Below are 22992 nucleotides of genomic sequence, written 5' to 3'. Positions count from 1 at the left end.
AATAAATCTATTTGAATAGGCATAGAAAAGAAGCACATGCCCCGTTAAAAGGCATGTGCTTCTTTTTTAAATCCATTAAGCTATTATTGGTATGACAAGTTTGTACCCTAGCTGGTTTATAACATAAATAAGAAGAGGTTAATTTGAGCTCATTACGTACTTGGTATTATTTATTGTTAAGCGTGTTGTTAATGTCCACAGCTGTTTTAGCGCAACCTTCATTTGCCCCTACTCCCGCCGCTGAAATAAAAAAAATCACCGTAGAAGCAAAAGAAATAGATGTATTAGTCAGACCCTGGAGTGGTAAACAGCAATTTGGCTTAGCTATCATCATAGGGCCGTCAGACAGCCAGGCGGAAAGCATGGGACTGGTGGGTTTTTTACGCCATGAACTCAATGCTAAGGGCTGGGCTACCATCAGTTTAACCCCACCAAAAGGGTTATATAGACCTAATTTCACTACAGAAAGTGAACAAATAAAAAAAGCCGGTGACGCGCAACTCAGCCTACCCGCACAACAAGCCGTACCTAAATATAATTCAGCACAACTTCTCGAATTACGTAATTTTCAGCAAGCTAACCTCACTGAAGCATTAAATCAATTAACCGCGATTGGCCAGCCATACCCAGGCGCAAAAATTATCATCGCTTTTGATGACAGTGCAGGCATGGTCACCCACTTACTTTTTGAAAAGAAAATACCAAGCCCTGAGCTGCTAATTTTAGTAAACCCCTACCGAGAGTATGAAGACTTAATAGAAGAGTCGAGTCAACGTAAACAAATAGCCGAACAATTGGTGATGATGTCTATTCCGGTGTTAGATTTAGTTTCACCTGACTCCCACCCCCTAGCACAAGCGAATGCACCTGCGCGCAAGCAATACAACCAAGTCAAACCCATTAAATACTATCGCCAGTATCAATTAGACTTAACTTTAGCTAACTCGAGTGGTTGGCAAGAAGCACTTGAACGAATTGAAGGATTTTCAAGAAGCGTTATCGGCCGATAACGCTTATGGCAAATAATGGTGAGTGGAGCCGCTTCTACCACCATGGTTGACGAGGTTGATAAGATTTCTCAGGATTTTTAGTTTGACGAATTGCAGCGATAACACGGTTTTTTCCGATTAAAAGACGTATCTGACTCAACGACTCACGACTTAATAGCTGTCTAACCGATGCGCCCCAGCTACGATTAATACTGTGTTTAATTGCCGCTATGGCATCGGGTGAGGTTTGCATAAATTGTGTAGCTAAAGCTTCAGCCCTTGCCGTAGCATCCTCAGTCACCTCTGACACTAATCCATATTTTAAAGCATCATCTGCCGTGAGGATCTGTGCACTATAGGTTAACTGTAGCGCTTTATCTTTAGCCATAATGTGTCTTAAACTGGCAAGCCCCGCCATATCAGGCACCAATCCCCACTTAGCTTCCATAATAGAAAACTTTGCCGAAGGCTCTGCAATACGCATATCTGCACCTAATACAATTTGGGTCCCACCGCCAAAACAACAACCTTGAATAACAGCAATCACAGGTACGGGTAGTCTCTGCCAACCAATCGATACGCGTTGAGCTAAATTTGCATTACCTGGCAACCATTTAAACAGCAGAGAAACCGCCTTCGACGGTTTTTTAGACAGACTTTTAACATCTAAACCTGAGCTGAAATTACCTTGCGCGCCGGATAAGATAACAGCTTTAATGCTACGGTCTTTAGCAATACGCTTAATAGTGTTATCGATAGCGACAAACATATCAAAATTTAATGCATTCATTTTGTCGGGACGATTAAGGCAAACATAAGCAATCTGTTGTCTTATCTCGAAAGTCACTAAATCCTTTTCCATGAAACATTTCCTTACTGGTCAGTCCAGATTTTAGGTTAACATGTTTGTTGTATATAGCGAATAGATATAACATGTCGACTTATTGGCTAAGGTCAATAAGTCGACAGTGCTGCACATACAATAAATAAACCATTCACTTTTTTTACAGCATTTTTAAGTAGAATTGGTCAAAAACTGCATGATATACATAATTATCTTGTTAAATGTATGCATGAAAATATTAATAATTTCGCATCTTGTTGACGAGTATCCTAGAATAAAAGATAAAGTAGTAAAACGTCTTATATAATAAATAAACGCCCAGATTGTATTGCTGCCCACGTGATAATAAATACTTGCATCATCAAGGCAAAATAAGGACAACAAGTCAACATGACCATTCCTGTACTAATATGCGATGACTCTGCATTAGCAAGAAAACAGATGGCACGTACACTCCCAAAAGACTGGGATGTGGAAGTGACTTTTGCCAATAATGGCGCCGAAGGCATTGAGGCTATTCGCGCAGGAAAAGGCGAAATTGTTTTCCTTGATCTGAATATGCCGGTAATGGACGGCTATGAAGTATTGCAAATCGTTCAACAGCAGGACTTACCTGCATTAATCATTGTGGTTTCCGGTGACATTCAAATAAAAGCCCACGAGCGCGTTAAAGCCTTAGGTGCATTAGATTTTATCCAAAAACCCGTTAGCGCTGATGCTATCAGCAATATTTTACAAGAATACGGCATACTCACCCTTACTCAGGGTGCTGAAGCAGATATCCAGCCGATGGTTAAAGTCGACCTACGTGATGCTTGCCAAGAAATCGCTAACGTTGCTATGGGACGTGCAGCTGATTTACTGTCAAAATTGCTAGATGTTTTCGTGGTATTACCTATTCCTAACGTTAATGTGCTTGAAGTCAGTGAGCTGACAATGGCACTAAAGGCAACTGAAGACTCTTCATCGATATCAGCTCTTTGCCAGGGATTTATTGGGGCAGGTGTTGCTGGCGAAGCATTATTACTGTTTCATGATTCGAGTTTTGAAGATATGGCAAAACTGATGAAGATTAACGGTGAAGAAGAAACTCACACCGAAGTTGAAGTACTAATGGATACCGGCAATGTGCTCATTGGTGCATTTTTAAGTGGTATATCTGAACAACTTGATATGAAGTTTAGCCAAAGCCACCCTATTGTATTAGGCCGCCACTGTACAGTTAACGACCTTATACATGCTAGTTCTGAAAAGTGGCAGCGTACGCTTGCTATGGAAATTAATTATCGTATTGAAGATTACAATATCCAATGCGACTTGCTGCTACTGTTTACCGAAGATTCAATACCAACGCTGAATTTCAAGCTAGGTTATCTTCTCGATTAAAGGTTGGATATTGTTAATATGTCAAATGATCACGATGCAATGAACGAACTTCACTGGCTTATCGATATGGTACAAACCATTGATGTCGGCTTAATTGTGCTAGATCGTAATTACAATATACAACTGTGGAATGGGTTTATGGAAAACCATAGCGGCATTTCACCGAACTTTATTAAAGGCAAGAACCTGTTTATTGAGTTGCCGGAAGTGCCAGCTGACTGGTTAAAACAGAAAATGGAGTCGGTATTTTTGCTCAAAAACCGCACTTTCATCAGCTGGGAACAGCGGCCATACGTGTTTAAATTTAAAAACTATCGCCCCATCACGGGCCGTGCTGAATTCATGTACCAAAATATTACATTGCTGCCGCTCGCTTCACTGACAGGTAACATCACCCACATCAGTATCATTGTTTACGATGTAAGCGACGTCGCAGTAAATAGATTGCAGCTTAAAGCAATGAACCAGCAACTTGAAGAGTTGAGCCAAACAGATGGATTAACGCAATTACATAATCGTCGTCACTGGCAACATTGTATGGAACGTGAGTATGAACGTCATATCCGCTATCAAGATCACGCTACATTGGTGATGATCGATATTGACAACTTCAAAAGTGTAAATGACACATATGGGCACCCAGCGGGGGATAAAGTTATTCAGCATATTGCTCATTTACTAAAGCAGTCTTTACGTGAAACCGATTGTGCGGGCCGATATGGCGGAGAGGAATTTGCGATTGTATTAGCTAAAACAGGCTCAGCGGACGCATTGTATTTTACAGAAAGATTACGTAAAAAAATTGAAGCCTCTGAAATTATAAGTGATAACCGTATCATTAAGGTAACAGTAAGTCTGGGTATTAACGAAATTAAACCTGGTACGGAGAACAGCTCAATTTGGTTATCAGGTGCAGATAAAGCACTTTATACAGCCAAACAAAATGGTCGCAACCAAAGTGTAGTATTTACCGCTAATGAATAGGTTTCTGATAAACCAAGTTAATCAGCCCTTAAACATAAAAACCACTCATTAGAGTGGTTTTTATGTTTAAGGGCAACGTCTGCCATTTCAATAGTGATTCATTTAAAAAGACCTTTCTAAACTGAATTTAACACTAATTTTGAAATAAAATTCAGCTGAACCTAGTGCTTTTTAACACTGTTATCATCATCTTCAAAGTCGTCTTCATAATCATCTTCGAAGTCGTCTTCGTCGTCATAATCATCGTCTTCTTCATCACCCTCTTCGACATCACCGACAAAGTATGTACCCCAGCCGTCATAATCAACCTTTTGTTTAACAGCAATAGTAATAAGCTGTTCACAAGCTTGATCAAGTAAAGAAACCTCTAACTTATGATTTGAGATAGCATCAAAACAGAAGATAATTGATCCATCTTCTAATTCCATTTCCTCTGCATCATTAACTTCAAACCCCATTTTGAATGCTTCAACAGCTGCTTTTTCTAAACGGTCAAAGTTATTTGATGAAAAATGATGTTCAATTGTGTATTCAGCATCAGGTTCAGAACCATCAGCAATAAGGTTCTCAACAATTTCGCGGTTTTCGGCTAACTGTTCTTTTAACTGACGTTCGATGGACATGAAGTACTCCAAATGACTTAAAAATAGATAAGGTAATAATCTGTGTATTATACGTTATCTTAAGCCGTAGGTTTAGCCATTAATTCGGCGGCTTCTAGATTTAACTCAGCCAAACGCTTAGCCATAATAGTATGTACTTGCACAGCAAAAAGCTTTGCGTCTGCTTTATCTACACCTTGGGTGGTAATTGGCGCCATCATTTCTACAATAACCACGCCGTTGTTCCAACGATTTAGCTTAATATGTGCCTGACAAGAGGCTAATACTGGCACTACTGGCACTTGGGCAGCTATTGCAGTATGAAACGCCCCCACTTTAAGGGGAAGTAATCCTCTGCCTCTAGAACGGGTTCCTTCCGGAAAAATCCATACAGACAGGTGCTTTTCTTGCATTTTTTTAACCGTTTTCGCCATAGTATCAAATGCACTAGAACGGTTTTTACGATCAATTAGAATATTACCCGTTAGCCAGTAAATCTGCCCAAACAAGGGAACCCAAGCCAAGCTTTTTTTGCCTAAACTTACCGTTGCTTTAGGCACTGCTGAAGTTTGAGTAAACAGGTCGAAATTGTTTTGATGATTACCTAAATAGATATTCTGTTGATTAACTACGTCGGGTTGCACATGACGCGTTATCACCTTGATGCCGAGCACTGGCGATACTGAGGCAAAAATCCTAGCCAACACATGAACATTGTCACGGTGCATAGGACGAACGATACATAAAATAAGTACCAAAACAAAAGCAAGGCACAATAGTATGGCTAGTATTAACGTACGAGCGATTAGCAGCACAACAGACTCCTGCGGATTAATTGGCGACAGTATAACGATGCCAGCAAGTTGACTCAATCAATTTTGCATACATGTGTACGCTCAAAAAAGGCGAAACCGACGAAAACCGTCGATTTCGCCTGATGATACAGACTATTTATGAACAACAAGTCTTTATAGATGAATAATAAATAATTTAATTCATCGCTACTGGCGAGGTTCTATTCATTTGTGCAATGGCTAATCTAAATAGCAAGGCGCTGATAGCTAGGGTGGCAACAATGGCCGCACCACTAGGTAGGTCATAACTGGCCGATAACCATAAACCACTCACATAACCAATAATACCGACCACATAAGCCAATACTAATCTAGCTTTACCTGAGTATTTATTCAGTGCGAGTGCCGGTAAAATTAACGAACTAAAGACTAAATAAACCCCCACAAGCTCAACAGACAAAGTAATTACAATCGCAAAGAGAAAGTAAAAACCAGCGCCGTCAAGTAAGTTAGGTCTAATCGCGATAGCGGCTAAAATAACTGCTGACACTGCTGCTGGTAAGATTAATTGTGACCAACTCACCCACAATATTTGACCTGACATCAACTGTTTTAACAGCTCAGCGCCGTGGGGATCATTGGCTAACAGCAACATAGCCCCAACTGCACTAAGCACATAAAAACACCCAATAAAAGCCTCAAGCTCACCTTCAAATTTACGTGCCATCCAGGCTATCACACCCGCACCAGCTAACGCGAACAGCGCCGGCATCCACACGTGTGAAAAAGGTATATTCTCAATATCGTGATCAATATGAGACACAATAGCACCAAGCGCGGCAACTTGAGCTATGGCTAAATCAATGAAGATTATGCCACGTTTTAACACTTGCCGACCTAATACCACATGAGTGGATAACACGAGTAAACCTGCCACTAAGGCAGGTAATAAAATGGCGGCAAGTTCGAAATCAAACATGAGTTATTTCACTCCGTTTAATAACGACAGCACATTATCGTACAAACTGATCAAGTCAGTACTTTGCTCGTTACCGCCAACTGACATAGGTAAAGTCACAACCTTAAGATTAGCTCGTTCCGCTAACCATTCAGCACCACGCTCGTCCTGGTAAGATGCCACGATTATCGCCATTACATCTCCCTTTTCAGCACGGGCAAGTAAAGTTGCTAAGTGACTGCTTGTAGGCGCTAAACCAGGCTTAGGCTCTAAGTCTGCCACCTGCTCAATCCCAGTCCAGTTAAACAAATAACGAAAACTAGAATGGTAGGCGATGACTTTTTTACCCTTCAGACTTTGTGCTTGTTGTTGCCACTGTGGAATTTTCGCTTGCCACTGGCTACTAAATTGACTCAAAGCCTGTGTATAAGCCGCTTTATTGTCCGGGTCTAACTGAATCAATTTAGCGGATAAACCTTGAGCGACTTCAAGCATTCTCACCGGATCAAAATGTAAATGTGGATTACCTTTAGCATGCACATCCCCCATAGAACGATCGACACTTTCGAGTTTATCTAGGGTGTCGGTATGTTCGGCGGCATAGAATAACCCTGTATCCGTTGAACGAACTCTGTTGTTAGATGCTTTCATCTGCAACATAGGTAGCCAACCAATTTCAAGGTCAGCACCGGCACAAACCACTAAATCCGCTTGACGCATTTTGGCAATTAAGCTTGGGCGAGCCTGCACCAAGTGCGGGTCTTGCATAGCTGTGGTGGCAGAATACACTTTGGCATCAGGCGCAAGTGACTGTGTCAATGCGGCATATTCAGGCTCACAAGCAAATACATTTAACTCTGCATTGGCAGATGCCGAGCATATTAACGCAAGCCCAGCAGCCATTTTAATCATTCTAGAATTGATGTGCACCGTGAGCTCCTAATGTCATAACATATTGTAAAGTGATGATATTGTCGTCTTCAAAACCTTCGAAATTAGTCCCTTGCTGATGAGTATATTGCAGGCGAACCGTTGAGAAGTGGCTGTTGTGCCAAGCTAAACTGATTTCAGTTTCTTTTAGCTTCTGTGGATCTAAATGATCGCCATGAGCTTCAAAAGTATCCACTTGACCATAACGTAAACCCGTAGACCAATTCGGGCTTAATTGATACACGCTACTGACATACCAACCTTCATGATAGTCGTTATTAGCAGCTTCGCTTAAGATGTCATGGTCGTGTTCCCCATCATCTGCGTGGTCGTGATCAGATTCTTCAACGCCAAAAATGTCTGTCACACGAAAGTATTCGCCACTCACAGTTAAGTGCTGATATTTATAATTACCATTAGGTGCCCATTTATAGACAAAATCAGCAATGTAGGTATTCTCTCCGGTATATTGCGCACTGTGATCATGACCACCGTGAGCATCGCCCTCATCAAAATGGTCATGCTCTTCTTCTTCGCCAATCACTTTGCCGTTGTCATTACTCAGGTAAGCTAGACCAAGCTGCCAGGAGCTATCAACACCAATATCACCACCTAACTTGGTGAAAGCGGTATATACACCTAAATCGCTAAAGTCACGTTCACCATGCTCATCAGCTGCGTGCATTTTATCGCCCTGAAACACTTCAAGGCCTAAGTTCCAGTAAATATCAGTTGGAGCAACAATACTCACTCGTAAACCATCATCGAAATAATGACCACCTAAAAATGCACGGTAAGCAGCTGGGCGATCGGCAAAAGAGTCTGTGTGTAAATGTTGATTATTCAGATAGCCCACATCAGATAAGAAGCGCCCTGCGCGAACAGATAATCCTTCTGGCAAAGCCATAGTTTGAATAAAGGCTTCTTCTAATTCAAGCTCAGTATCACCATCATGACTGGCTAATACTGCGGTCATTTTGCCATAAAACATATCGTCAATATTGGCACTGATAGCCAGTTCGGTCTCACCTAAACCAAATCCTTCAGCACGTTCAGACATTGCACGATCACCCGATTGATAATAACCGTCTAACACGGCACTAATATTGGGGTTAGTTAAACTTGAATCTTCCGCCATTACGGCAACAGAAGTAAACGCACAGCCGATAGCGACTAAAGATAAAGGTGTTTTTAAAACAGACATACATGCTCCCTACGTTTTAGTCCGCAATATCATTTAGCGAGACTAAAACCATAAACTTAACGTCGTCAAAGCAATAATTGCTGACGATTCAATTAAAAATTAATAACAATTTGTAATAGGTTTACACGGTATAAGGAGGGCCACGGCTGTGGTAATGAAATATGCTAACTGATGAAAAAACGGGCAACACATCGACACTAACTTCATATTGCTGTTTTTGGATCGGGATAGAAAAAGAAAATGCATGCAGTACTTTATTCAGCTGATGCTGGTGAAAACACAAAGTACAGTGATGAGAATTTACGCCGTCTTCATGGTGTTCAGTACTGTGATTTGACGCAGCCAAAGCCAATACCATCAAAATGGCACAAAGCCAAATTGCGATATGTTGCTTTAACTGAAGGCTAAATCTCACAAAAATACCAAACTAAAGAGGATGTAATAAGCAGCAATTCTAAAAGACAGCAGTAAAAAAGCAAGCTATAGATTGTTACAAATCACTTTTAGCGCCAATTTGTGCGCGACTAGGCTATTCAACGAAAGACTTAATCAAATTAAGATAAACTTAAGCTGATGTTCGTAACATTGGCGCATATTCTGTTAAATCTCAAAAATAGGACTGACCATGGCTAACTTTATACGTGCAAACATCGGTATTATTCTTGCCATGGTTATCATTGGCGTTGTTGTACTTGGTGGTATCTATTGGGTGGAAGCCTCTTTAGAAAGCCAAGAACAGATAATAAGCTAATCTAGCTTTATATTTGGCACTTGGTCTTCAGGTGCCTCAATGAGAATTAAATGATCCATAATGTGTGTTATCCCGACCAATATCACTGATAAAATGATTGTTGGGGTAACAATATGCATCACATTATCTAGATAATATCCTGCAACACCGGCTATTGCCGCAACATAAAAGCCAATAATTTTGGCTGATGTTAACCACTTATTCCGCCCTAACCAAGCACCACACTTAGGGCATTGAATATGCGACCCAAGACCTCTACCACGGCTTTGAGTGACACTTGCTACCGAAAACCCTTTATGACAAAAAGCACATTGTAATAACATCTTAAATCCTTGCGGGTAAACATACCTTTCAAACGTAACGCATATTAAGTATATGTCTACAACCCTGTTAAATCAGCGACGTATTATGGACTAATATTGGCTTAGTACCAAAAGCTTATTGGTTAAGCGAGATAAACACTTTATGATAAAATATCTCATCGCCTGCATGCCAAAATCAACATAGCTTACCCACAGGATCTTTTAATATGCTCAGCCTGAATATATCAAGAATGCTTATTACTGCCAGTTTCACTCTAGCTTGCCTTCTTAGCACCGTCAGCACACACGCTGAGTCACCTATCAATCCCGAGCAGGTAATCGAACCCGTCTATCAAACCAGTACTGATGTTCGCGATAAAATTGAATCATTATCATCAATCATTCAAGGTGATATTGATTTATTACCAGACTTAAAAGGTGAAATTAAATCAATTACAGAATATCGCATTAAAACCAGAGTGATAGAACTGAGAAACCTGATCGATAACTTGATTAACGCCAGTGAAATTGATGAGGAATTTGTGGTTCCACTAGTACAGTCTCAATTAGTATTTTTAAAGCAAGTACGTCACTACCTTAATACCGATATCATTCAGCTTCGCAGTCAGGTAGATGGTGGCAGCGGTGATAATGCTATCTTATTGAGAATTTCAGAACGCGAATTTCAACGCGATCATTATCTTAAAGCTGAATTAGAAACAATTATCTGGGCAGAAAAAGTCAAACTCGATGTAGAAACCTTAAGGAAAACCCTAACCAAACGCTTAATAACCCGTGCAGATAGACTAGACAGTCTAGTGTCTTATACACAAAATGAGCTACAGAAATCAGTCAGCGAAGCGACTGCTGCAGGCGACAACATTAGCTCAGAGCAAAAGCAGCGCGTGAGTTCACTCAAAGAAAGGCTAGCACAAAATAGCGCCAGCTTATCGACCGCCGCATCCCTGTTAGAACAATTAGGTCAAGACACTGCTAACATCAAACAAACCCTATTTAGTATATCGGGGGATATCACCCAAGATGTGCTGAATTTTAATGTTGCATCCAGCCTACTGGAAGAATGGGCAAATGTTGCTAAACATCAGGCTTTAGACAATGGCCCAAGCGTTACTTTTAAAATTATTATTTTTATATTAATACTATTTATCAGCAGTTTGATAGCCAAAATAGTGACCCGAGTTGCCACTAAAACGGTCACAGCTTCCAAGCTTAAATTTAGTAAATTATTACAAGACTTCTTTATTTCGTTATCGAGTAAAGCCGTGTTCGCTATTGGTTTATTGGTCGCCTTATCTCAACTCGGTTTTGAGTTAGGCCCTTTGCTAGCAGGTTTTGGTATCGCGGGTGTGATTATTGGTTTCGCCTTGCAAGACACCTTATCTAACTTTGCATCGGGAATGATGATTTTAGTTTATCGCCCTTTTGACGTGGGTGATTTAATTAATGCCGCCGGCGTAACCGGAAGAGTCAGCCATATGAGTCTAGTATCGACAACCATCAAAACCCTAGACAACCAACGTCTTATTATTCCTAATAACAAGATTTGGGGCGACACCATTAATAATATTACCGCAGAGCACCAGCGCCGTGTAGACATGACATTTGGCATCAGTTATAGCGATAATATAGAGCACGCTGAAACAATTTTAAAAGACATTGTTACCCAGCATCCAAAAGTGCAAGCAACGCCTGAGCCTATAGTGAAGTTGCACACGTTAGGCGAATCATCGGTTGACTTTATCGTCAGACCTTGGGTAAAACCCGATGATTATTGGGATGTTTATTGGGATATTACCCGCGCAGTGAAAATGCGCTTTGATGCTGAAGGCATTAGCATTCCGTTCCCACAACGCGATGTGCATATCTATCAGAAATAGCTAACTACAGACAAAATGCACCGACTACGCTGTAGGTACATTGATTATGTTGAATCACTTTAGCATCAATTTATATTAGGACACTTCATGACAACATCTCATTTTGCATTTTCAGATTTTATTGCCGGTTTTTGGCGTATTGATGCATGGAACATGAACCAGCAACAAAGGCTTACGCTTATTGAGCAATATCTTGAGCTTGGGGTAACCAGCATGGATCATGCTGACATTTATGGCGTATACCAATGTGAGACATTATTCGGCGAAGCCCTTGCCCTTGCTCCCCATTTACGCCAGAAAATGCAACTGATAAGTAAGTGCGGTATCAAGCCTGCATTTGATGGTTATGATAATCGTTACGTCAATCATTACGACACCAGTAAACAGCATATTATTCGAAGCGTTGAGCGTTCACTGATCGAGCTAAAAACCGATTATTTAGACGCATTACTGATTCATCGCCCCGATCCTTTAATGCAAGCAGATGAAGTTGCTGAAGCTTTCTTACAATTAAAACAACAAGGTAAAGTGAACCACTTTGGTGTGTCCAATTTTTTACCCCATCATTTCACTTTGCTGCAGTCACGGCTAGACGATCCACTCATCACCAATCAAGTGGAAATATCACCGCAATGCTTAACCCATTTAAACGATGGTGTATTAGATCAATGCCAACAATTAAATATACGCCCTATGGCATGGTCATGTTTGGGAGGCGGTACATTATTTAGTGAGCAAACAGAACAAGCGATACGATTAAGAAGCTGCTTAACAGAGGTGGCAGACCAGGTAAGCACGGCAGACATAAGTCAGGTTATTTATGCCTGGGTCGCTATGTTACCCAGTAAACCGACACCGATTATTGGCAGTGGTAATATTGAACGAATTCGTAGTGCAGTAAACTCAAGCAGCATTCAGTTAACCAAGCAACAATGGTTCAGTATTTGGCAAGCATCAATGGGACACAGTGTTGCCTAAGCAAAAGTACGTCAGATAACCCTCGTATTGTTATTACGAGGGTTTAGGGTTACAAGGGGAGCAGCCTAATCTAGATAACGCATTTTACCATGTAAATGGGGACGCTTTCCCTTTACATCACGCATTTCAAAACACTTGCCATCTTCAAGTGATTCATAGGCAAAAGTCACTTCTGATGGCATAAATACGGGTAATTTAAATTCCACATCAACAGTAAATGGACGCTCGCCAATAAATTGCATTAGCTGTGCCATACAACGTGCTTTTGACCACATACCATGGGCAAGTACCCGCTCAAATCCAAAACGTTTTGACAGTAATGGGTGTAAATGAATTAAATTGTAGTCACCTGATGCTTTGGCGTAATGACGACCTAAATCTTCTGTTAAGCGCCATTGCTGTATATTTTCCCAAGCCATATCAGATGCTCGAGGTGGCCGAGGACGACGTTTGGCGGACTCAATGCGGTACAAGTAGGTTGAATGCGCTTGCCAGACTAACTCTTCAGCAACGTAAACACTCGACTCAAGCACAAACTCCAAGCCGGCATCTGTTTCAGTGCTGCTAGTGAGCTGACACTTTACGGTTAATATCTCATGCGTTTTCACCGGCCGTAATACACTAATACTGTTTTTAAGGTGGATCATGCCAAGCAAAGGGAAGGTGATCGCCTTGTGTGCAAATATCACCGCATGTAAACGAAAGGCCAGTACATATAAATAAGTGGGCGGTAACACTTTCTCGTCAAATTGAAAGCCACAAACGTTAGCATATTGACGTACTTTATCATTTGATAAAAAAACATTATCAGTTTGAATCGCAATTTTAGGTAACGGTTTTTTATCCCAACCAGGTTTACGGCTAAAGAATATTTTGCGATAAAGTGTAAAAAGCGATGGCATCGCTTTTAAATCAATTTTGTAATCGAAACTCAATGTGACAACCCTTTTTAAACGGCACGTCTTGCACCATAGTGGTGATATTATAACTCAGTATTTCCCTAAAATTGAAATACTTGAATTAACTCTTAATATTTATCATTAGTTCAATGAGTAGATACAGCTACTTTTAGCTTTACCCATCACCACAGTCATTGCAGAATAAGCGCCTATCAAACTAATAAAAAGATGTACTGTGCAAGATACTAACTTCGATAAACTAAGCCAAAAATTTGCTAAAAATATCTATGGCACCACTAAGGGTCATATTAGAGCCGCTGTATTGTGGCGCGATCTTGAGCCTGCCATAGCTTTATTGGCCGCGTTAAATCATTCACCGTTACGGATATTAGATGCTGGCGGCGGTTTTGGTTTATTAAGCCAAAAGTTAGCTGTGCTAGGACACGAAGTGGTGCTTTGTGATATTTCTGCGCAGATGTTGGCCGAGGCGCAACAACAAATTGATGCGAGTGAAACACCGTTAAACATCACCCTGTTTCACAGCCCTATACAAGCTTTAACACCTGAGCTTAATGGCCAGTTTGATATCATTTTATGCCATGCTGTGGCCGAATGGTTAATCGATGCACAATCAACACTGCAGGGATTATTATCCTTATTAAAGCCACAAGGCCTATTCTCTTTAATGTTTTACAACAAAGAGGCAATGCGGTTTCACAGCTTAGTTTCTGGCAACTTTGACTATGTCATGCGTGACATGAAAGTTAAAAAGAAAGTCGGTTTAACCCCTACACATCCTTTATATATCGAAGACGTCCGCCAATGGTTTAACCAATGGCAACTACAAATAGTTTGTCAGTCTGGTGTTCGGGTCATCAATGATTATTTAAAGCATCAATTACCGCCTAATTTCGATATTAAACAGCTGATAGAGATGGAACTGCTTTATTCGCAGCGTGAACCCTATCTATCCCTTGGTCGTTATGTGCACTTTTTAGCTAAACAAGCTTAAATTCGATTCAAAAGATAACTAAGCAGGGCTTAGCACTGCTCGATATCATTTGAGCTTGTAATTTCTCCTTAATCATATAGTGGCTGCTTTAATTACAGCTTTGCTGCCAACAGTTCTGCACTGCTGCACCTTGTTGACGCAGCAATTGAGGTATATTTTGCTGCCCGACTAAATGACCAGCACCGATAATAAAAAACAGCGGTTGCTGAGTTTTTTGGTGCATCAATACTAGCATTTTGTCACTCATGGTGTGATTTCGCTGCCATAGCAATTTACTCAACAACTCGTCTGACTCTCCAGCTTGCTGCTCCATAATATTGGCTAACTGTTTTTCATCGCCGTTACGCCATGCTGCGATTAACTCGAGCATTTCGGCATCAGTGGCATTTACCGCCTCGTCTAACATTTGAATTTGGCTATGCCGACTAAAAGATGAAATCAACTCAAATTGAAAAGCCACACTTTCAAGTTCAAATAGAGGTTTGGATTGGCGTATTGCAGCAAAGGAGACGTCGACACCTTGCTCTGCGCTATATCCTAAAGCGGTAAAGCGCATCATGCTGATTTGTGCAGCTTGCAGCCAAGGCGCAAATTGCTGAATCGCTAAACAAAATTGCTCCATTGACTGGCAATACTTCACTGTAACTAGTTTGGCTTGCTCAATTAATGCTGCCTCTGCGTAGCCGTATTGTTGTAATAACCCCATGGTATCAGCCTTGTTAACATCAGCTTCTAGCACCAAGGCAGCACTTTGCTCAAAAGCACGCTCAATTTGAGGCGCCATAGGATAAAAGTCAGCCTTACCCACATGAATAGAGCCCAGTAAATAAGCTTGCTGATTTTTCCAGGTCACTTTATAGAACGGGGGTTTATCATCTTGTGCGGCATATAACTGCGGAGAAATAAAAAAACTTGCTAATACAATCAATAATATATGCTTAAAAAAAAGCATTACTCCCTCCCCGTTAAGACTCAATATAGCTAACATTTGTATATTCATATTCACACTATGATGAGTTTTCCTTGTTGCATCCATGTCAGAACCTTATAATTTGTAAAAATGCATCGTTAGTTTTAGAGACTCTTATGCCGTATACCAAAGTCATTCAACAGTTAAAAGAAAATCTACAAGTCGCTTACAGGCAAGCCATTGACTGTGATATTCGCTTAGATGAACTTCGTAAGGCGGGTCACGGTAAGTTTGTTGCTATCTTCACAGAAGAACATGGCTTTAGCCAGAGCAGTAATCGCTTTTTACCCTATGTTCAAGAACTTGCCACAGAATTTGAAACCATACAAGAAAGTGTCCACACAGCACCAGAAACGCTTGAGGCATTTGTTAAAAAGTTGGCCATTCTACTGCAGACATTACAGGCATTTAAACAACAAAGTAAATAACCTCAACTAGGGATAATAAGTGCTTAACCAAAGCAATGGTTAAATAATACTTCAATCCTGCAATTTAAACATTGCAGGATTTTTTAATGCTAAAATTCGATAAGCGCAGCTTTGTTAGAGAGGATATATGACATAAATCTGTCATTGATGAAGATTATGATAAGCCATCATCCGTTGTAAGATCCCCCTCATGTCTTCTATCGATTTATGTAATACATTAAATGAAATCATTGATACACAAAATATTGATGCCGTGTTCCAGCCCATTTTTAATATCAGCACCAACAAGCTACATGGGTTTGAAGCATTAAGCAGAGGTCCACAACATAGCACTTTGCACTCTCCCGCTTCCCTGTTTAAAACGGCAGAACATTGCGACAAACTCAGTGAATTAGAAACGCTCTGCCGCGGTATATCGATTAACGCGTTTAAACAGCGGCAATTGCCGGGCAAGTTATTCATTAATATATCGCCAAAAGCATTACTCGATCCGGCACACCCCAAAGGCGCCACCTTAAAGCTCATTAAGCAATTAGGCTTATCACCCAATGATGTTGTCATAGAGCTATCGGAACAATACCCCGCTGATGATATCGACTTACTCAAATCCTGCTTAAATCATTATCGAAATCAAGGTTTCCTCACCGCCATTGACGACTTAGGCGCGGGGTATTCAGGCTTAAGACTATGGTCAGAACTCGCACCTGATTATGTTAAAATTGATCGCCATTTTATTCATCAAATAGATATTACCCCTGTAAAACAAGAGTTTGTTCGCTCAATTGTCGATTTATGCCAAAACTTAACCTGCAAAGTGATTGCCGAAGGCATTGAAACAAAAGAAGAGCTCACTATGCTTTCTCAGTTAGGGATAAGTTATTGCCAAGGATATCTACTTGGCAGACCTGAAACACAGCCGACACAGGAATATTATCAACCCCAGGTTATTGCGCCTAGCATGCCTCGCACCCGATACTGCGAAACAGCGGAAAGTATTTGTCATAGCGCAATTACCACTTCAGCAACAACCCAGCTAAAGCAACTTAGTCAAAAGTTTATAGACCAACCTGCACTACAAGCTATTGTTATAATCGAGGATGAAATTCCTCATGGCATTATTAACCGCGCAACGTTATTAGAGCTATTTAGCACGCCATACGGACGTGCATTGCATGAAAATCATCCAGCAAGTGCAGTAATGGACACTCTTGTGTTACAAATTGACGCCAATCGGCCTTTATCTGAAGTCAGTCAATTATTAACATCAGAAGACGCTAATACAGTCGCTCAGCAATTTATTATTACCCGCAATCAAAAACTCATCGGTATCGGTCATACCAAAGATTTACTGCAAAGAATCACTGAACACCGCATAAAAATGGCTCGACACGCAAACCCATTGACTAATTTACCTGGTAACGTGCCTATTCAAGAGGAACTTAAGCTGTTAAGAACTCAACGAAAACCATTCTATTTAGCCTATTTAGATTTGTGTCACTTTAAGCCATATAACGATATTTATGGGTTTTGTCGTGGGGATGAAGTTATTCAGGTGGTAGCGAAACTATTAATGCCGTATCAAAGCGACCGCTGCTTTGTAGGGCATATTGGTGGGGATGATTTTGTGATGATTTGCACTTGTGACAATACCATAGATCACAGCAAACACATTATTGAGCAATTTAATCAGCATAAGAGTGAATTTTATCGCGACGAACACTTACAAAGCCAAAGCATATTTACAGAGGATAGAAATGGACAATTGCAACATCACCCATTGATTTCATTATGTATAGGGGTATTACCTCCAAGCATTACCACTCATGCGACAGAGCATCAATTGTCGACATTAAGTGCTCAAGCAAAAAAACAGGCAAAACTCGCCGTTAGCGGACTTTACCTGTTATCGGACCAAATAATGGAATTACATGTCGCTTAAAGCGCTTTGGGTGCCTCAAGTTGTGGGGCAACCGTACGTTTTAGCCAATCATTTAGCATAGTCGTTTCCGCCGAAAAAGGACGTTCATTGATTCGACTTATACGGCTCAGAAAACTCATGTCAGTCAATTTTTCATCGCCACTAATAATGACTTTATTGTCTTCCAAAATTTGATAAGTAAAGGTCATTTTTGGTGGGTATAGCTCTTTAACAACCCGCAAGTCGCCAGTTGTTGCACCAAAAGTAGGACGCATATCACCCGCTAAATCAACATTAGAAACCTGCATTTCAAGCTTTTGATTAGGCTTAAGTGTTTTCTCTGCCTGCTTATTAATATTTTTAGTTATGGTCTCAAAAAATCTATTTTCAAAACGCGATTGCAACTCATTTGAGGCTTTAATGTCATTGTAGTTATCAGGCTCTAGCCACTCTACTTTAACAATGCCAGTCTCAGTGATAGGGCTAACCACTTCCACTTCCTCTGCAATTGCCACGCTACTGACGAATGTCCCTACTACCAATAAATAGTTAATGTTCATAATATGCCTCCAGGCAAAATTTAAATAGATTTAGATAGCTTGTTTACTTGATGAAACTACTTTAACAAAATGAACCTGTACATTTGCTTAACATAAAGCATATTCCAAGAATGTAAATTAAAGCACTGTTTTTAAACAGCTAAAAACGTAAAAATCTAACTCAGCTGTTTTTTTATGCTTCGTTCAGCTTTGGTTCAACAAACTGAAGCTACTATCACTCCAACAAAAAGACAGCGTCTTTACACTAGCGATTGTTCAAGGAACTAACGTCGTGACTAATCAATATTAATGCTACGGAGTCATAACAATGAAACTGATCACTAATTCAACAAAACGTGTTTCTTTAGCCGCTTTATTCGCCACTCTTGTCGTGGGCCTAGCCGTTTCAGCTCAAAGCCAAGCCAATGAATCCAACCTTCACGGAGGCGTTATGGAGCAGCACAGCACTCAATTGAGTCAACAAATACAAAATAATGAACAGCTATTAGAGTTAAAGTTAGAACAAAAACTTACTCAACAAGTAGCCAAAGCAGAAAGCCAGTATGTTGCTAAAATTTGTCAACAATATGATTTATCTTATGATAATGAGACATCTACTTGTATAAAGTAGCCGCGAATCCAACATAAAGCGACTCTCAATAGGTATCTAAATTGCCCTGACTTGTCAGGGCTTTTTCGACTATGGGGTGTAGGGCTCGACTCATTTAGGCCATGTTTAAACCTCAAACAGTCTGAGTTAGAATGGGAATCGCGCAGTTAATTTAGGGTAAGACTGTTTTAACACTTTAGGCTTAGTCGAAAACTTTTTACCCACAGGCGTATTATTGCCTGAAGGTACAAACGGTAATTCATCTTCATTACGGCTTTCATATAACTGACCCGCAACTAAATCGTAATCTTCAATAAACGGATAAGCATAATTATCTTTTAATGGCCATTGCGCCAAATCACCTAAGCTATCCGGTTGGGCAATAATTTTGTCATACCACTCTTGCCCTAATGACAAAATAAAACAACGAAACTCAGTAAAAGCATAATCAGAATCACAGCCCGTCACAATATAAGCTGCGCCCCAAATAGCCCACTGATAACTTCGGCGCAATTGCTGACCAAACATTTTATCAAATGCTTTTAATGACTCATCATCTAAAGGATCTAGTGACTGCTGTAATTGCTGTACGATTTGTTCAGAAGACTGGTCTGCATGGTTGCGGGTAACCAGTTGCCAAAATTGTGTTTCAGTCATTGAACTTTCCCAATATCCATTAAATTGCGATATTCTATCCTAAATCCATTAAACCAAGTGAACAAAATGACACAGGTTAAGCGCCCCTTGGGCATTATATTACTGATTGCTTTATACAGTTTATTTACTATTATCGCCCTTTGGCGTGCAACTCAATATGCGACTTTTGACATATTAACCCTTGGTGTTTTACCCGTATTAGTGGGTCTATTGATCCGCGCGAAATGGGCTAAAATAGTGCTCTTTTTTCACCTAGGGCTGCAAACATTAGTGTTAATTGCAATAGGAACTACTGCGTTAATCGCGTATCAAATCACTCCCGAGGACGTGAAAATTGAATTTAATGGCCAAATCATTCCTATTTGGATAGTGGCAAGCGCTGCTATAAGTCTAGTCACGTTGCAGTGGTGGGCAGCACTAAACCATAAAGCGCGTCAGTATTTAAATAATATTGGCATTTAAAGACCACTTGAAACTCATTTTCGAGGACGTATTTGATAGTAATCTACTTATATGTCTATGCTATAGTCTATCTAGTGGTACAAAATAATAAGAGTTCAATAAATGCACAGTTTATCCCCTAGCGAATTATCTATTTTATTGCTTGAGCCTTCTGAGACTCAACGAAAAATAATTATGTCTCGATTACAGCAAGAAGGCGTTGTTAGCATTCAAACCGCTACAACTCTTAAAGATGCCAAAGCGATTATAGCTCGTCATAAGCCTGACTTAATTACTAGCGCGTTACACTTTCCTGACGGCGAAGCAACGGATTTACTCGCGTATATCAAGCAAAAACCAGAATACCAAGACATTCAGTTTATGTTGGTATCGAGTGAATGCCGCCGCGAGCAACTTGAAATTTTTAGACAGTCAGGTGTGGTTGCCATTTTACCCAAGCCTTTCAATTCAGACCATTTGGCTCGCGCATTAAACTCAACCATAGATTTAATCAGTAATGACGAATTAGATTTGAGCCATTTTGATGTGCATAATCTGAGAGTATTGGTCGTTGATGATAGTCGTTTAGCGCGTAACGTGATTAAACGTACCATTGGTAATTTAGGGATTAAAGTTATTACTGAAGCAGAAGATGGTCAGCAGGCTATTAATCTAATGCAGCATAATATGTATGATTTAGTGATTACCGATTACAACATGCCCAGTGTTGATGGATTAGCGCTAACGCAATATATTCGTAATGAAAGCCAACAGTCACACATTCCTATTTTAATGGTATCGTCTGAGGCTAATGACACCCATTTAAGTAACGTATCCAGCGCTGGGGTTAATGCCCTTTGTGATAAGCCTTTTGAACCTAATTTAGTCAAACGGATCTTATATCAACTGCTTGAAGAGTAGCATAGTGGGTATTTCACAGTCTTTTTACCCTTTTATCGGACAAAATACTTTTAAAGCGTCAACGCTTATGGCATGTTAACCACGTTTTTAAAAACATTTCTATGGAAAGCAGAGAATATCAATATGAACAAAAGTGAACTGATTGCAAAAATTGCTGAAAACGCAGATCTAACTAAAGCAGAAGCTGGCCGTGCATTAAAATCATTTGAAGCAGCGGTAACTGAAGCGATGAAAAATGGCGAAAAAATTTCTATCGTTGGTTTTGGATCATTTGAAACCTCACAACGTGCTGCACGTACTGGTCGTAACCCGCAAACTGGTAAAGAAATTCAAATTGCCGCTGCAACTGTACCTAAGTTCAAAGCTGGTAAAACGTTAAAAGATAGCGTTAACTAAAAATAAGTTAACTGTTATTTTTAAAAGCCTCCTTTCGGAGGTTTTTTTATGCCCTATTTCTGTCAAATCGGGCAATCCTCAAATTAACATCGCCAGATCAGCTTACTGCACAACCCAAGTGCAATGCCGCACCATTACAAAGCAACCAATAGGCTTTTAATGTACTCAAGATTTTATAACACCATGATATGCATGACATTTAAACATTGGCACAACCTTCGCTTAACTCAGAGTAGATAAACCAACATTTAACACTTTGTCTCGATATATGAAGTTTTAAAGTCCTGACATACACAGTGTTAAATGCATAATAAAACTTTGAGGGAAGATGATGAAAAAATCACTATTACAAGCAGTTGCGTTATCAAGCACACTATTACTCAGCAGCACAGCTTTTGCCGAAGTATCCGCTAATATTGGCGCAACGTCTAACTACTTATGGCGCGGAGTCACCCAGACAGATGATGCGGTTGCTGTGCAGGGTGGCCTTGATTACGCACACGAGTCTGGTTTTTATGCTGGCACTTGGGCATCAAATGTCGACTTTGGTGATGCAGCAACCTATGAAGCGGACTTTTATGCAGGCTATGCTGGAGAGTTTGCTGAAGATTTCACTTACGACGTAAGCTATTTATATTACGCCTACCCTGATGCTGATAGCAGCTATGATTTTGGTGAAGTTTCATTTGTATTAGGTTGGAAATGGCTAGAATTAGGTTATTCAAAAGTGGTCAATGCTGATTCTGGGGTTTCTGGCGCTGACAGCGAAACTGATTGGAGTTACTTACAAGCTAATGCCAGCTTCCCTTTAACAGAGAAAGTCAGCTTAGGCGTTCATTATGGCTATTCACAGGGTGATGTCGTTAAAGACCTATTTAGCGAAACCTATTCTGATTACAACGTGTCACTGAGCGCTGACACAGATGTCGGCACAGTATCTTTCATGGTTTCTAACACAGATTTAGCAGATGACGATGCAAAAGTCGTTTTAGGTTATTCATACGGCTTTGATCTATAGCAGTACAACAATGTGAATTGTTTGCTAATCTAGTAGGTAAGCAATTTTCATTGGCATGTTAAGTTGCGTTAACGCTACCTTAGGGTGGCGTTTTTATTTTTAAACCTTACCCTAATAATGACGAGTCCAATGATCGTCAATCTTAAAATAAAAAGCCGTGTACTTTCCCTCTTTTATATCTCTCAATTAGCTTGCCAGAAAATAACTGCTAAGCTCAAATAGTGAAGGTAAAAAAAACTGTTCAGCTTGAACAATATATTTTGCTTTTCTAAGGATAATTTTTTGGTTAGAAAGAGCTCATTGGTTTAGTACTGTTGTTTACCATTGGTTATGAGGGTTTTATTATGGCTAATATCACTGAAAGAGTGCCTGACGATACAGAAATTGAAGCGATGACTTCACCAAGAAGTGCTAAGGGAGCCGAAAATTTGCAACATAAACGTCAAGTCAAAAGGCGTTTAGAAGATTTTCTTGAGCAAGCACAACTTAGAAAAGCCATTGGTGATGACGACTTCTTTTAGTCATATAATCATCACACAAATAAAAAAACCATCGTTACAACC

27 protein-coding genes are annotated in these 22992 nt (G+C 40.2%); 15 read left to right on the top strand and 12 right to left on the bottom strand.

The window, feature by feature from the left end:
• Positions 1-191 precede the first annotated feature (191 nt).
• On the top strand, positions 192-1010 hold the full coding sequence (locus ACRWQL_RS13120; protein WP_434939210.1) for a DUF3530 family protein: 819 nt from the start codon (positions 192-194) through the stop codon (positions 1008-1010).
• Positions 1011-1044: 34 nt separating this feature from the next.
• Here the strand turns inward: ACRWQL_RS13120 and ACRWQL_RS13115 are convergent, their stop codons facing one another.
• Positions 1045-1851 carry a crotonase/enoyl-CoA hydratase family protein gene (locus ACRWQL_RS13115; RefSeq protein ID WP_434950407.1) on the bottom strand — a complete coding sequence of 269 codons (807 nt, stop codon included), beginning with the start codon at positions 1849-1851 and terminating at the stop codon, positions 1045-1047.
• 372 nt (positions 1852-2223) lie between these two features.
• Between ACRWQL_RS13115 and ACRWQL_RS13110 the strand changes: the two genes are divergently transcribed.
• Together ACRWQL_RS13110 and ACRWQL_RS13105 are read left to right on the top strand one after the other, a co-directional pair.
• On the top strand, positions 2224-3219 hold the full coding sequence (locus tag ACRWQL_RS13110; protein WP_434927227.1) for a response regulator: 996 nt from the start codon (positions 2224-2226) through the stop codon (positions 3217-3219).
• Between the two features lie 18 nt (positions 3220-3237).
• On the top strand, positions 3238-4203 hold the full coding sequence (locus ACRWQL_RS13105; RefSeq protein ID WP_434950405.1) for a diguanylate cyclase: 966 nt from the start codon (positions 3238-3240) through the stop codon (positions 4201-4203).
• Positions 4204-4364: 161 nt separating this feature from the next.
• On the opposite strand, the gene rraB is transcribed toward ACRWQL_RS13105, so the two are convergent.
• From rraB to ACRWQL_RS13075, 6 genes are all read right to left on the bottom strand, one after another.
• Positions 4365-4826 carry a ribonuclease E inhibitor RraB gene (rraB, locus tag ACRWQL_RS13100; protein ID WP_434950403.1) on the bottom strand — a complete coding sequence of 154 codons (462 nt, stop codon included), beginning with the start codon at positions 4824-4826 and terminating at the stop codon, positions 4365-4367.
• A 59-nt stretch (positions 4827-4885) separates the two neighbouring features.
• Positions 4886-5620: a 1-acylglycerol-3-phosphate O-acyltransferase gene (locus ACRWQL_RS13095; RefSeq protein ID WP_434953382.1), complete on the bottom strand. Its 735-nt coding sequence runs from the start codon at positions 5618-5620 to the stop codon at positions 4886-4888.
• 175 nt (positions 5621-5795) lie between these two features.
• Positions 5796-6578: a metal ABC transporter permease gene (locus tag ACRWQL_RS13090; protein WP_434950401.1), complete on the bottom strand. Its 783-nt coding sequence runs from the start codon at positions 6576-6578 to the stop codon at positions 5796-5798.
• A 3-nt stretch (positions 6579-6581) separates the two neighbouring features.
• Positions 6582-7487 carry a metal ABC transporter solute-binding protein, Zn/Mn family gene (locus ACRWQL_RS13085; RefSeq protein WP_434950399.1) on the bottom strand — a complete coding sequence of 302 codons (906 nt, stop codon included), beginning with the start codon at positions 7485-7487 and terminating at the stop codon, positions 6582-6584.
• On the bottom strand, positions 7471-8691 hold the full coding sequence (locus ACRWQL_RS13080) for a hypothetical protein (RefSeq protein WP_434950397.1): 1221 nt from the start codon (positions 8689-8691) through the stop codon (positions 7471-7473). The genes ACRWQL_RS13085 and ACRWQL_RS13080 overlap by 17 nt, the downstream gene beginning before the upstream one ends.
• A gap of 121 nt (positions 8692-8812) precedes the next feature.
• A complete protein-coding gene (locus tag ACRWQL_RS13075) occupies positions 8813-9106 on the bottom strand; it encodes an ABC-type zinc uptake system zinc chaperone (protein WP_434939218.1) in 294 nt (97 codons plus the stop codon).
• Positions 9107-9316: 210 nt separating this feature from the next.
• Between ACRWQL_RS13075 and ACRWQL_RS13070 the strand changes: the two genes are divergently transcribed.
• Positions 9317-9442 carry a hypothetical protein gene (locus ACRWQL_RS13070; RefSeq protein WP_434939219.1) on the top strand — a complete coding sequence of 42 codons (126 nt, stop codon included), beginning with the start codon at positions 9317-9319 and terminating at the stop codon, positions 9440-9442.
• Here ACRWQL_RS13070 and ACRWQL_RS13065 read toward each other — a convergent pair.
• A complete protein-coding gene (locus ACRWQL_RS13065; protein ID WP_434939220.1) occupies positions 9439-9765 on the bottom strand; it encodes a hypothetical protein in 327 nt (108 codons plus the stop codon). The genes ACRWQL_RS13070 and ACRWQL_RS13065 overlap by 4 nt on opposite strands.
• A 206-nt stretch (positions 9766-9971) precedes the next feature.
• Here ACRWQL_RS13065 and ACRWQL_RS13060 point away from each other — a divergent pair, with 206 nt between their 5' ends.
• Both ACRWQL_RS13060 and ACRWQL_RS13055 read left to right on the top strand, forming a co-directional pair.
• Positions 9972-11642 (top strand): mechanosensitive ion channel family protein, encoded by a 1671-nt coding sequence (locus tag ACRWQL_RS13060; protein ID WP_434950395.1) that lies wholly within the window; start codon positions 9972-9974, stop codon positions 11640-11642.
• A gap of 87 nt (positions 11643-11729) precedes the next feature.
• Positions 11730-12620, top strand: a complete 891-nt coding sequence (locus tag ACRWQL_RS13055) for an aldo/keto reductase (protein ID WP_434950393.1) — start codon at positions 11730-11732, stop codon at positions 12618-12620.
• A 65-nt stretch (positions 12621-12685) separates the two neighbouring features.
• Here the strand turns inward: ACRWQL_RS13055 and ACRWQL_RS13050 are convergent, their stop codons facing one another.
• Positions 12686-13522: a MaoC family dehydratase gene (locus ACRWQL_RS13050; protein WP_434953380.1), complete on the bottom strand. Its 837-nt coding sequence runs from the start codon at positions 13520-13522 to the stop codon at positions 12686-12688.
• Positions 13523-13754: 232 nt separating this feature from the next.
• Between ACRWQL_RS13050 and ACRWQL_RS13045 the strand changes: the two genes are divergently transcribed.
• Positions 13755-14531: a methyltransferase gene (locus tag ACRWQL_RS13045; protein ID WP_434950391.1), complete on the top strand. Its 777-nt coding sequence runs from the start codon at positions 13755-13757 to the stop codon at positions 14529-14531.
• Between the two features lie 88 nt (positions 14532-14619).
• Here ACRWQL_RS13045 and ACRWQL_RS13040 read toward each other — a convergent pair whose 3' ends face one another.
• Positions 14620-15483: a TraB/GumN family protein gene (locus ACRWQL_RS13040; RefSeq protein WP_434927238.1), complete on the bottom strand. Its 864-nt coding sequence runs from the start codon at positions 15481-15483 to the stop codon at positions 14620-14622.
• A gap of 134 nt (positions 15484-15617) precedes the next feature.
• Here ACRWQL_RS13040 and ACRWQL_RS13035 point away from each other — a divergent pair, with 134 nt between their 5' ends.
• The gene (locus ACRWQL_RS13035) at positions 15618-15929 is read left to right on the top strand and encodes a prephenate dehydrogenase (RefSeq protein WP_434927239.1); all 312 of its coding nucleotides are present in this window, start codon (positions 15618-15620) and stop codon (positions 15927-15929) included.
• Between the two features lie 190 nt (positions 15930-16119).
• The gene (locus ACRWQL_RS13030) at positions 16120-17868 is read left to right on the top strand and encodes a GGDEF domain-containing protein (RefSeq protein WP_434950389.1); all 1749 of its coding nucleotides are present in this window, start codon (positions 16120-16122) and stop codon (positions 17866-17868) included.
• Here the strand turns inward: ACRWQL_RS13030 and ACRWQL_RS13025 are convergent.
• Entirely contained in the window at positions 17865-18407 is a 543-nt protein-coding gene (locus ACRWQL_RS13025; RefSeq protein WP_434950387.1) for a DUF3016 domain-containing protein, read from the bottom strand. The two genes, ACRWQL_RS13030 and ACRWQL_RS13025, sit on opposite strands and share 4 nt — an antisense overlap.
• 307 nt (positions 18408-18714) lie before the next feature.
• Here ACRWQL_RS13025 and ACRWQL_RS13020 point away from each other — a divergent pair, with 307 nt between their 5' ends.
• Positions 18715-19017 carry a hypothetical protein gene (locus ACRWQL_RS13020; protein WP_434950386.1) on the top strand — a complete coding sequence of 101 codons (303 nt, stop codon included), beginning with the start codon at positions 18715-18717 and terminating at the stop codon, positions 19015-19017.
• 126 nt (positions 19018-19143) lie between these two features.
• Here ACRWQL_RS13020 and ACRWQL_RS13015 read toward each other — a convergent pair whose 3' ends face one another.
• Positions 19144-19653: a DUF4240 domain-containing protein gene (locus tag ACRWQL_RS13015; RefSeq protein WP_434950384.1), complete on the bottom strand. Its 510-nt coding sequence runs from the start codon at positions 19651-19653 to the stop codon at positions 19144-19146.
• Between the two features lie 66 nt (positions 19654-19719).
• On the opposite strand from ACRWQL_RS13015, the gene ACRWQL_RS13010 reads away from it, so the two are divergent.
• The 5 genes from ACRWQL_RS13010 (at position 19720) to ACRWQL_RS12990 (ending at position 22950) form a co-directional block, all read left to right on the top strand.
• Positions 19720-20115: a hypothetical protein gene (locus tag ACRWQL_RS13010; protein WP_434950382.1), complete on the top strand. Its 396-nt coding sequence runs from the start codon at positions 19720-19722 to the stop codon at positions 20113-20115.
• A 102-nt stretch (positions 20116-20217) separates the two neighbouring features.
• Positions 20218-21015, top strand: coding sequence for a response regulator (locus ACRWQL_RS13005; protein WP_434950380.1), 798 nt, complete (start codon positions 20218-20220; stop codon positions 21013-21015).
• Positions 21016-21138: 123 nt separating this feature from the next.
• Positions 21139-21411 carry an HU family DNA-binding protein gene (locus ACRWQL_RS13000; protein WP_188840938.1) on the top strand — a complete coding sequence of 91 codons (273 nt, stop codon included), beginning with the start codon at positions 21139-21141 and terminating at the stop codon, positions 21409-21411.
• A 331-nt stretch (positions 21412-21742) separates the two neighbouring features.
• Positions 21743-22429: a TorF family putative porin gene (locus ACRWQL_RS12995; RefSeq protein ID WP_434927245.1), complete on the top strand. Its 687-nt coding sequence runs from the start codon at positions 21743-21745 to the stop codon at positions 22427-22429.
• A 344-nt stretch (positions 22430-22773) separates the two neighbouring features.
• Positions 22774-22950, top strand: a complete 177-nt coding sequence (locus tag ACRWQL_RS12990) for a PA3496 family putative envelope integrity protein (protein WP_226413119.1) — start codon at positions 22774-22776, stop codon at positions 22948-22950.
• Positions 22951-22992: the final 42 nt, after the last annotated feature.

Origin of the sequence: Shewanella sp. HL-SH4 (assembly GCF_051164845.1) — a bacterium.
GTDB classification, from domain to species: Bacteria; Pseudomonadota; Gammaproteobacteria; order Enterobacterales; family Shewanellaceae; genus Shewanella; species Shewanella glacialimarina.
Note: the sequence above shows the minus strand (reverse complement) of the source record. Positions and strands in the feature narration are given on the sequence as shown.

Coding starts and splice junctions, on each gene's coding strand:
- ACRWQL_RS13120 (WP_434939210.1), top strand. CDS start 192: ATGTCCACAGCTGTTTTAGCGCAACCTTCATTTGCCCCTACTCCCGCC.
- ACRWQL_RS13115 (WP_434950407.1), bottom strand. CDS start 1,851: ATGGAAAAGGATTTAGTGACTTTCGAGATAAGACAACAGATTGCTTAT.
- ACRWQL_RS13110 (WP_434927227.1), top strand. CDS start 2,224: ATGACCATTCCTGTACTAATATGCGATGACTCTGCATTAGCAAGAAAA.
- ACRWQL_RS13105 (WP_434950405.1), top strand. CDS start 3,238: ATGTCAAATGATCACGATGCAATGAACGAACTTCACTGGCTTATCGAT.
- rraB (WP_434950403.1), bottom strand. CDS start 4,826: ATGTCCATCGAACGTCAGTTAAAAGAACAGTTAGCCGAAAACCGCGAA.
- ACRWQL_RS13090 (WP_434950401.1), bottom strand. CDS start 6,578: ATGTTTGATTTCGAACTTGCCGCCATTTTATTACCTGCCTTAGTGGCA.
- ACRWQL_RS13080 (WP_434950397.1), bottom strand. CDS start 8,691: ATGTCTGTTTTAAAAACACCTTTATCTTTAGTCGCTATCGGCTGTGCG.
- ACRWQL_RS13070 (WP_434939219.1), top strand. CDS start 9,317: ATGGCTAACTTTATACGTGCAAACATCGGTATTATTCTTGCCATGGTT.
- ACRWQL_RS13065 (WP_434939220.1), bottom strand. CDS start 9,765: ATGTTATTACAATGTGCTTTTTGTCATAAAGGGTTTTCGGTAGCAAGT.
- ACRWQL_RS13060 (WP_434950395.1), top strand. CDS start 9,972: ATGCTCAGCCTGAATATATCAAGAATGCTTATTACTGCCAGTTTCACT.
- ACRWQL_RS13055 (WP_434950393.1), top strand. CDS start 11,730: ATGACAACATCTCATTTTGCATTTTCAGATTTTATTGCCGGTTTTTGG.
- ACRWQL_RS13050 (WP_434953380.1), bottom strand. CDS start 13,522: ATGCCATCGCTTTTTACACTTTATCGCAAAATATTCTTTAGCCGTAAA.
- ACRWQL_RS13040 (WP_434927238.1), bottom strand. CDS start 15,483: ATGCTTTTTTTTAAGCATATATTATTGATTGTATTAGCAAGTTTTTTT.
- ACRWQL_RS13035 (WP_434927239.1), top strand. CDS start 15,618: ATGCCGTATACCAAAGTCATTCAACAGTTAAAAGAAAATCTACAAGTC.
- ACRWQL_RS13030 (WP_434950389.1), top strand. CDS start 16,120: ATGTCTTCTATCGATTTATGTAATACATTAAATGAAATCATTGATACA.
- ACRWQL_RS13025 (WP_434950387.1), bottom strand. CDS start 18,407: ATGAACATTAACTATTTATTGGTAGTAGGGACATTCGTCAGTAGCGTG.
- ACRWQL_RS13020 (WP_434950386.1), top strand. CDS start 18,715: ATGAAACTGATCACTAATTCAACAAAACGTGTTTCTTTAGCCGCTTTA.
- ACRWQL_RS13015 (WP_434950384.1), bottom strand. CDS start 19,653: ATGACTGAAACACAATTTTGGCAACTGGTTACCCGCAACCATGCAGAC.
- ACRWQL_RS13010 (WP_434950382.1), top strand. CDS start 19,720: ATGACACAGGTTAAGCGCCCCTTGGGCATTATATTACTGATTGCTTTA.
- ACRWQL_RS13005 (WP_434950380.1), top strand. CDS start 20,218: ATGCACAGTTTATCCCCTAGCGAATTATCTATTTTATTGCTTGAGCCT.
- ACRWQL_RS13000 (WP_188840938.1), top strand. CDS start 21,139: ATGAACAAAAGTGAACTGATTGCAAAAATTGCTGAAAACGCAGATCTA.
- ACRWQL_RS12995 (WP_434927245.1), top strand. CDS start 21,743: ATGAAAAAATCACTATTACAAGCAGTTGCGTTATCAAGCACACTATTA.
- ACRWQL_RS12990 (WP_226413119.1), top strand. CDS start 22,774: ATGGCTAATATCACTGAAAGAGTGCCTGACGATACAGAAATTGAAGCG.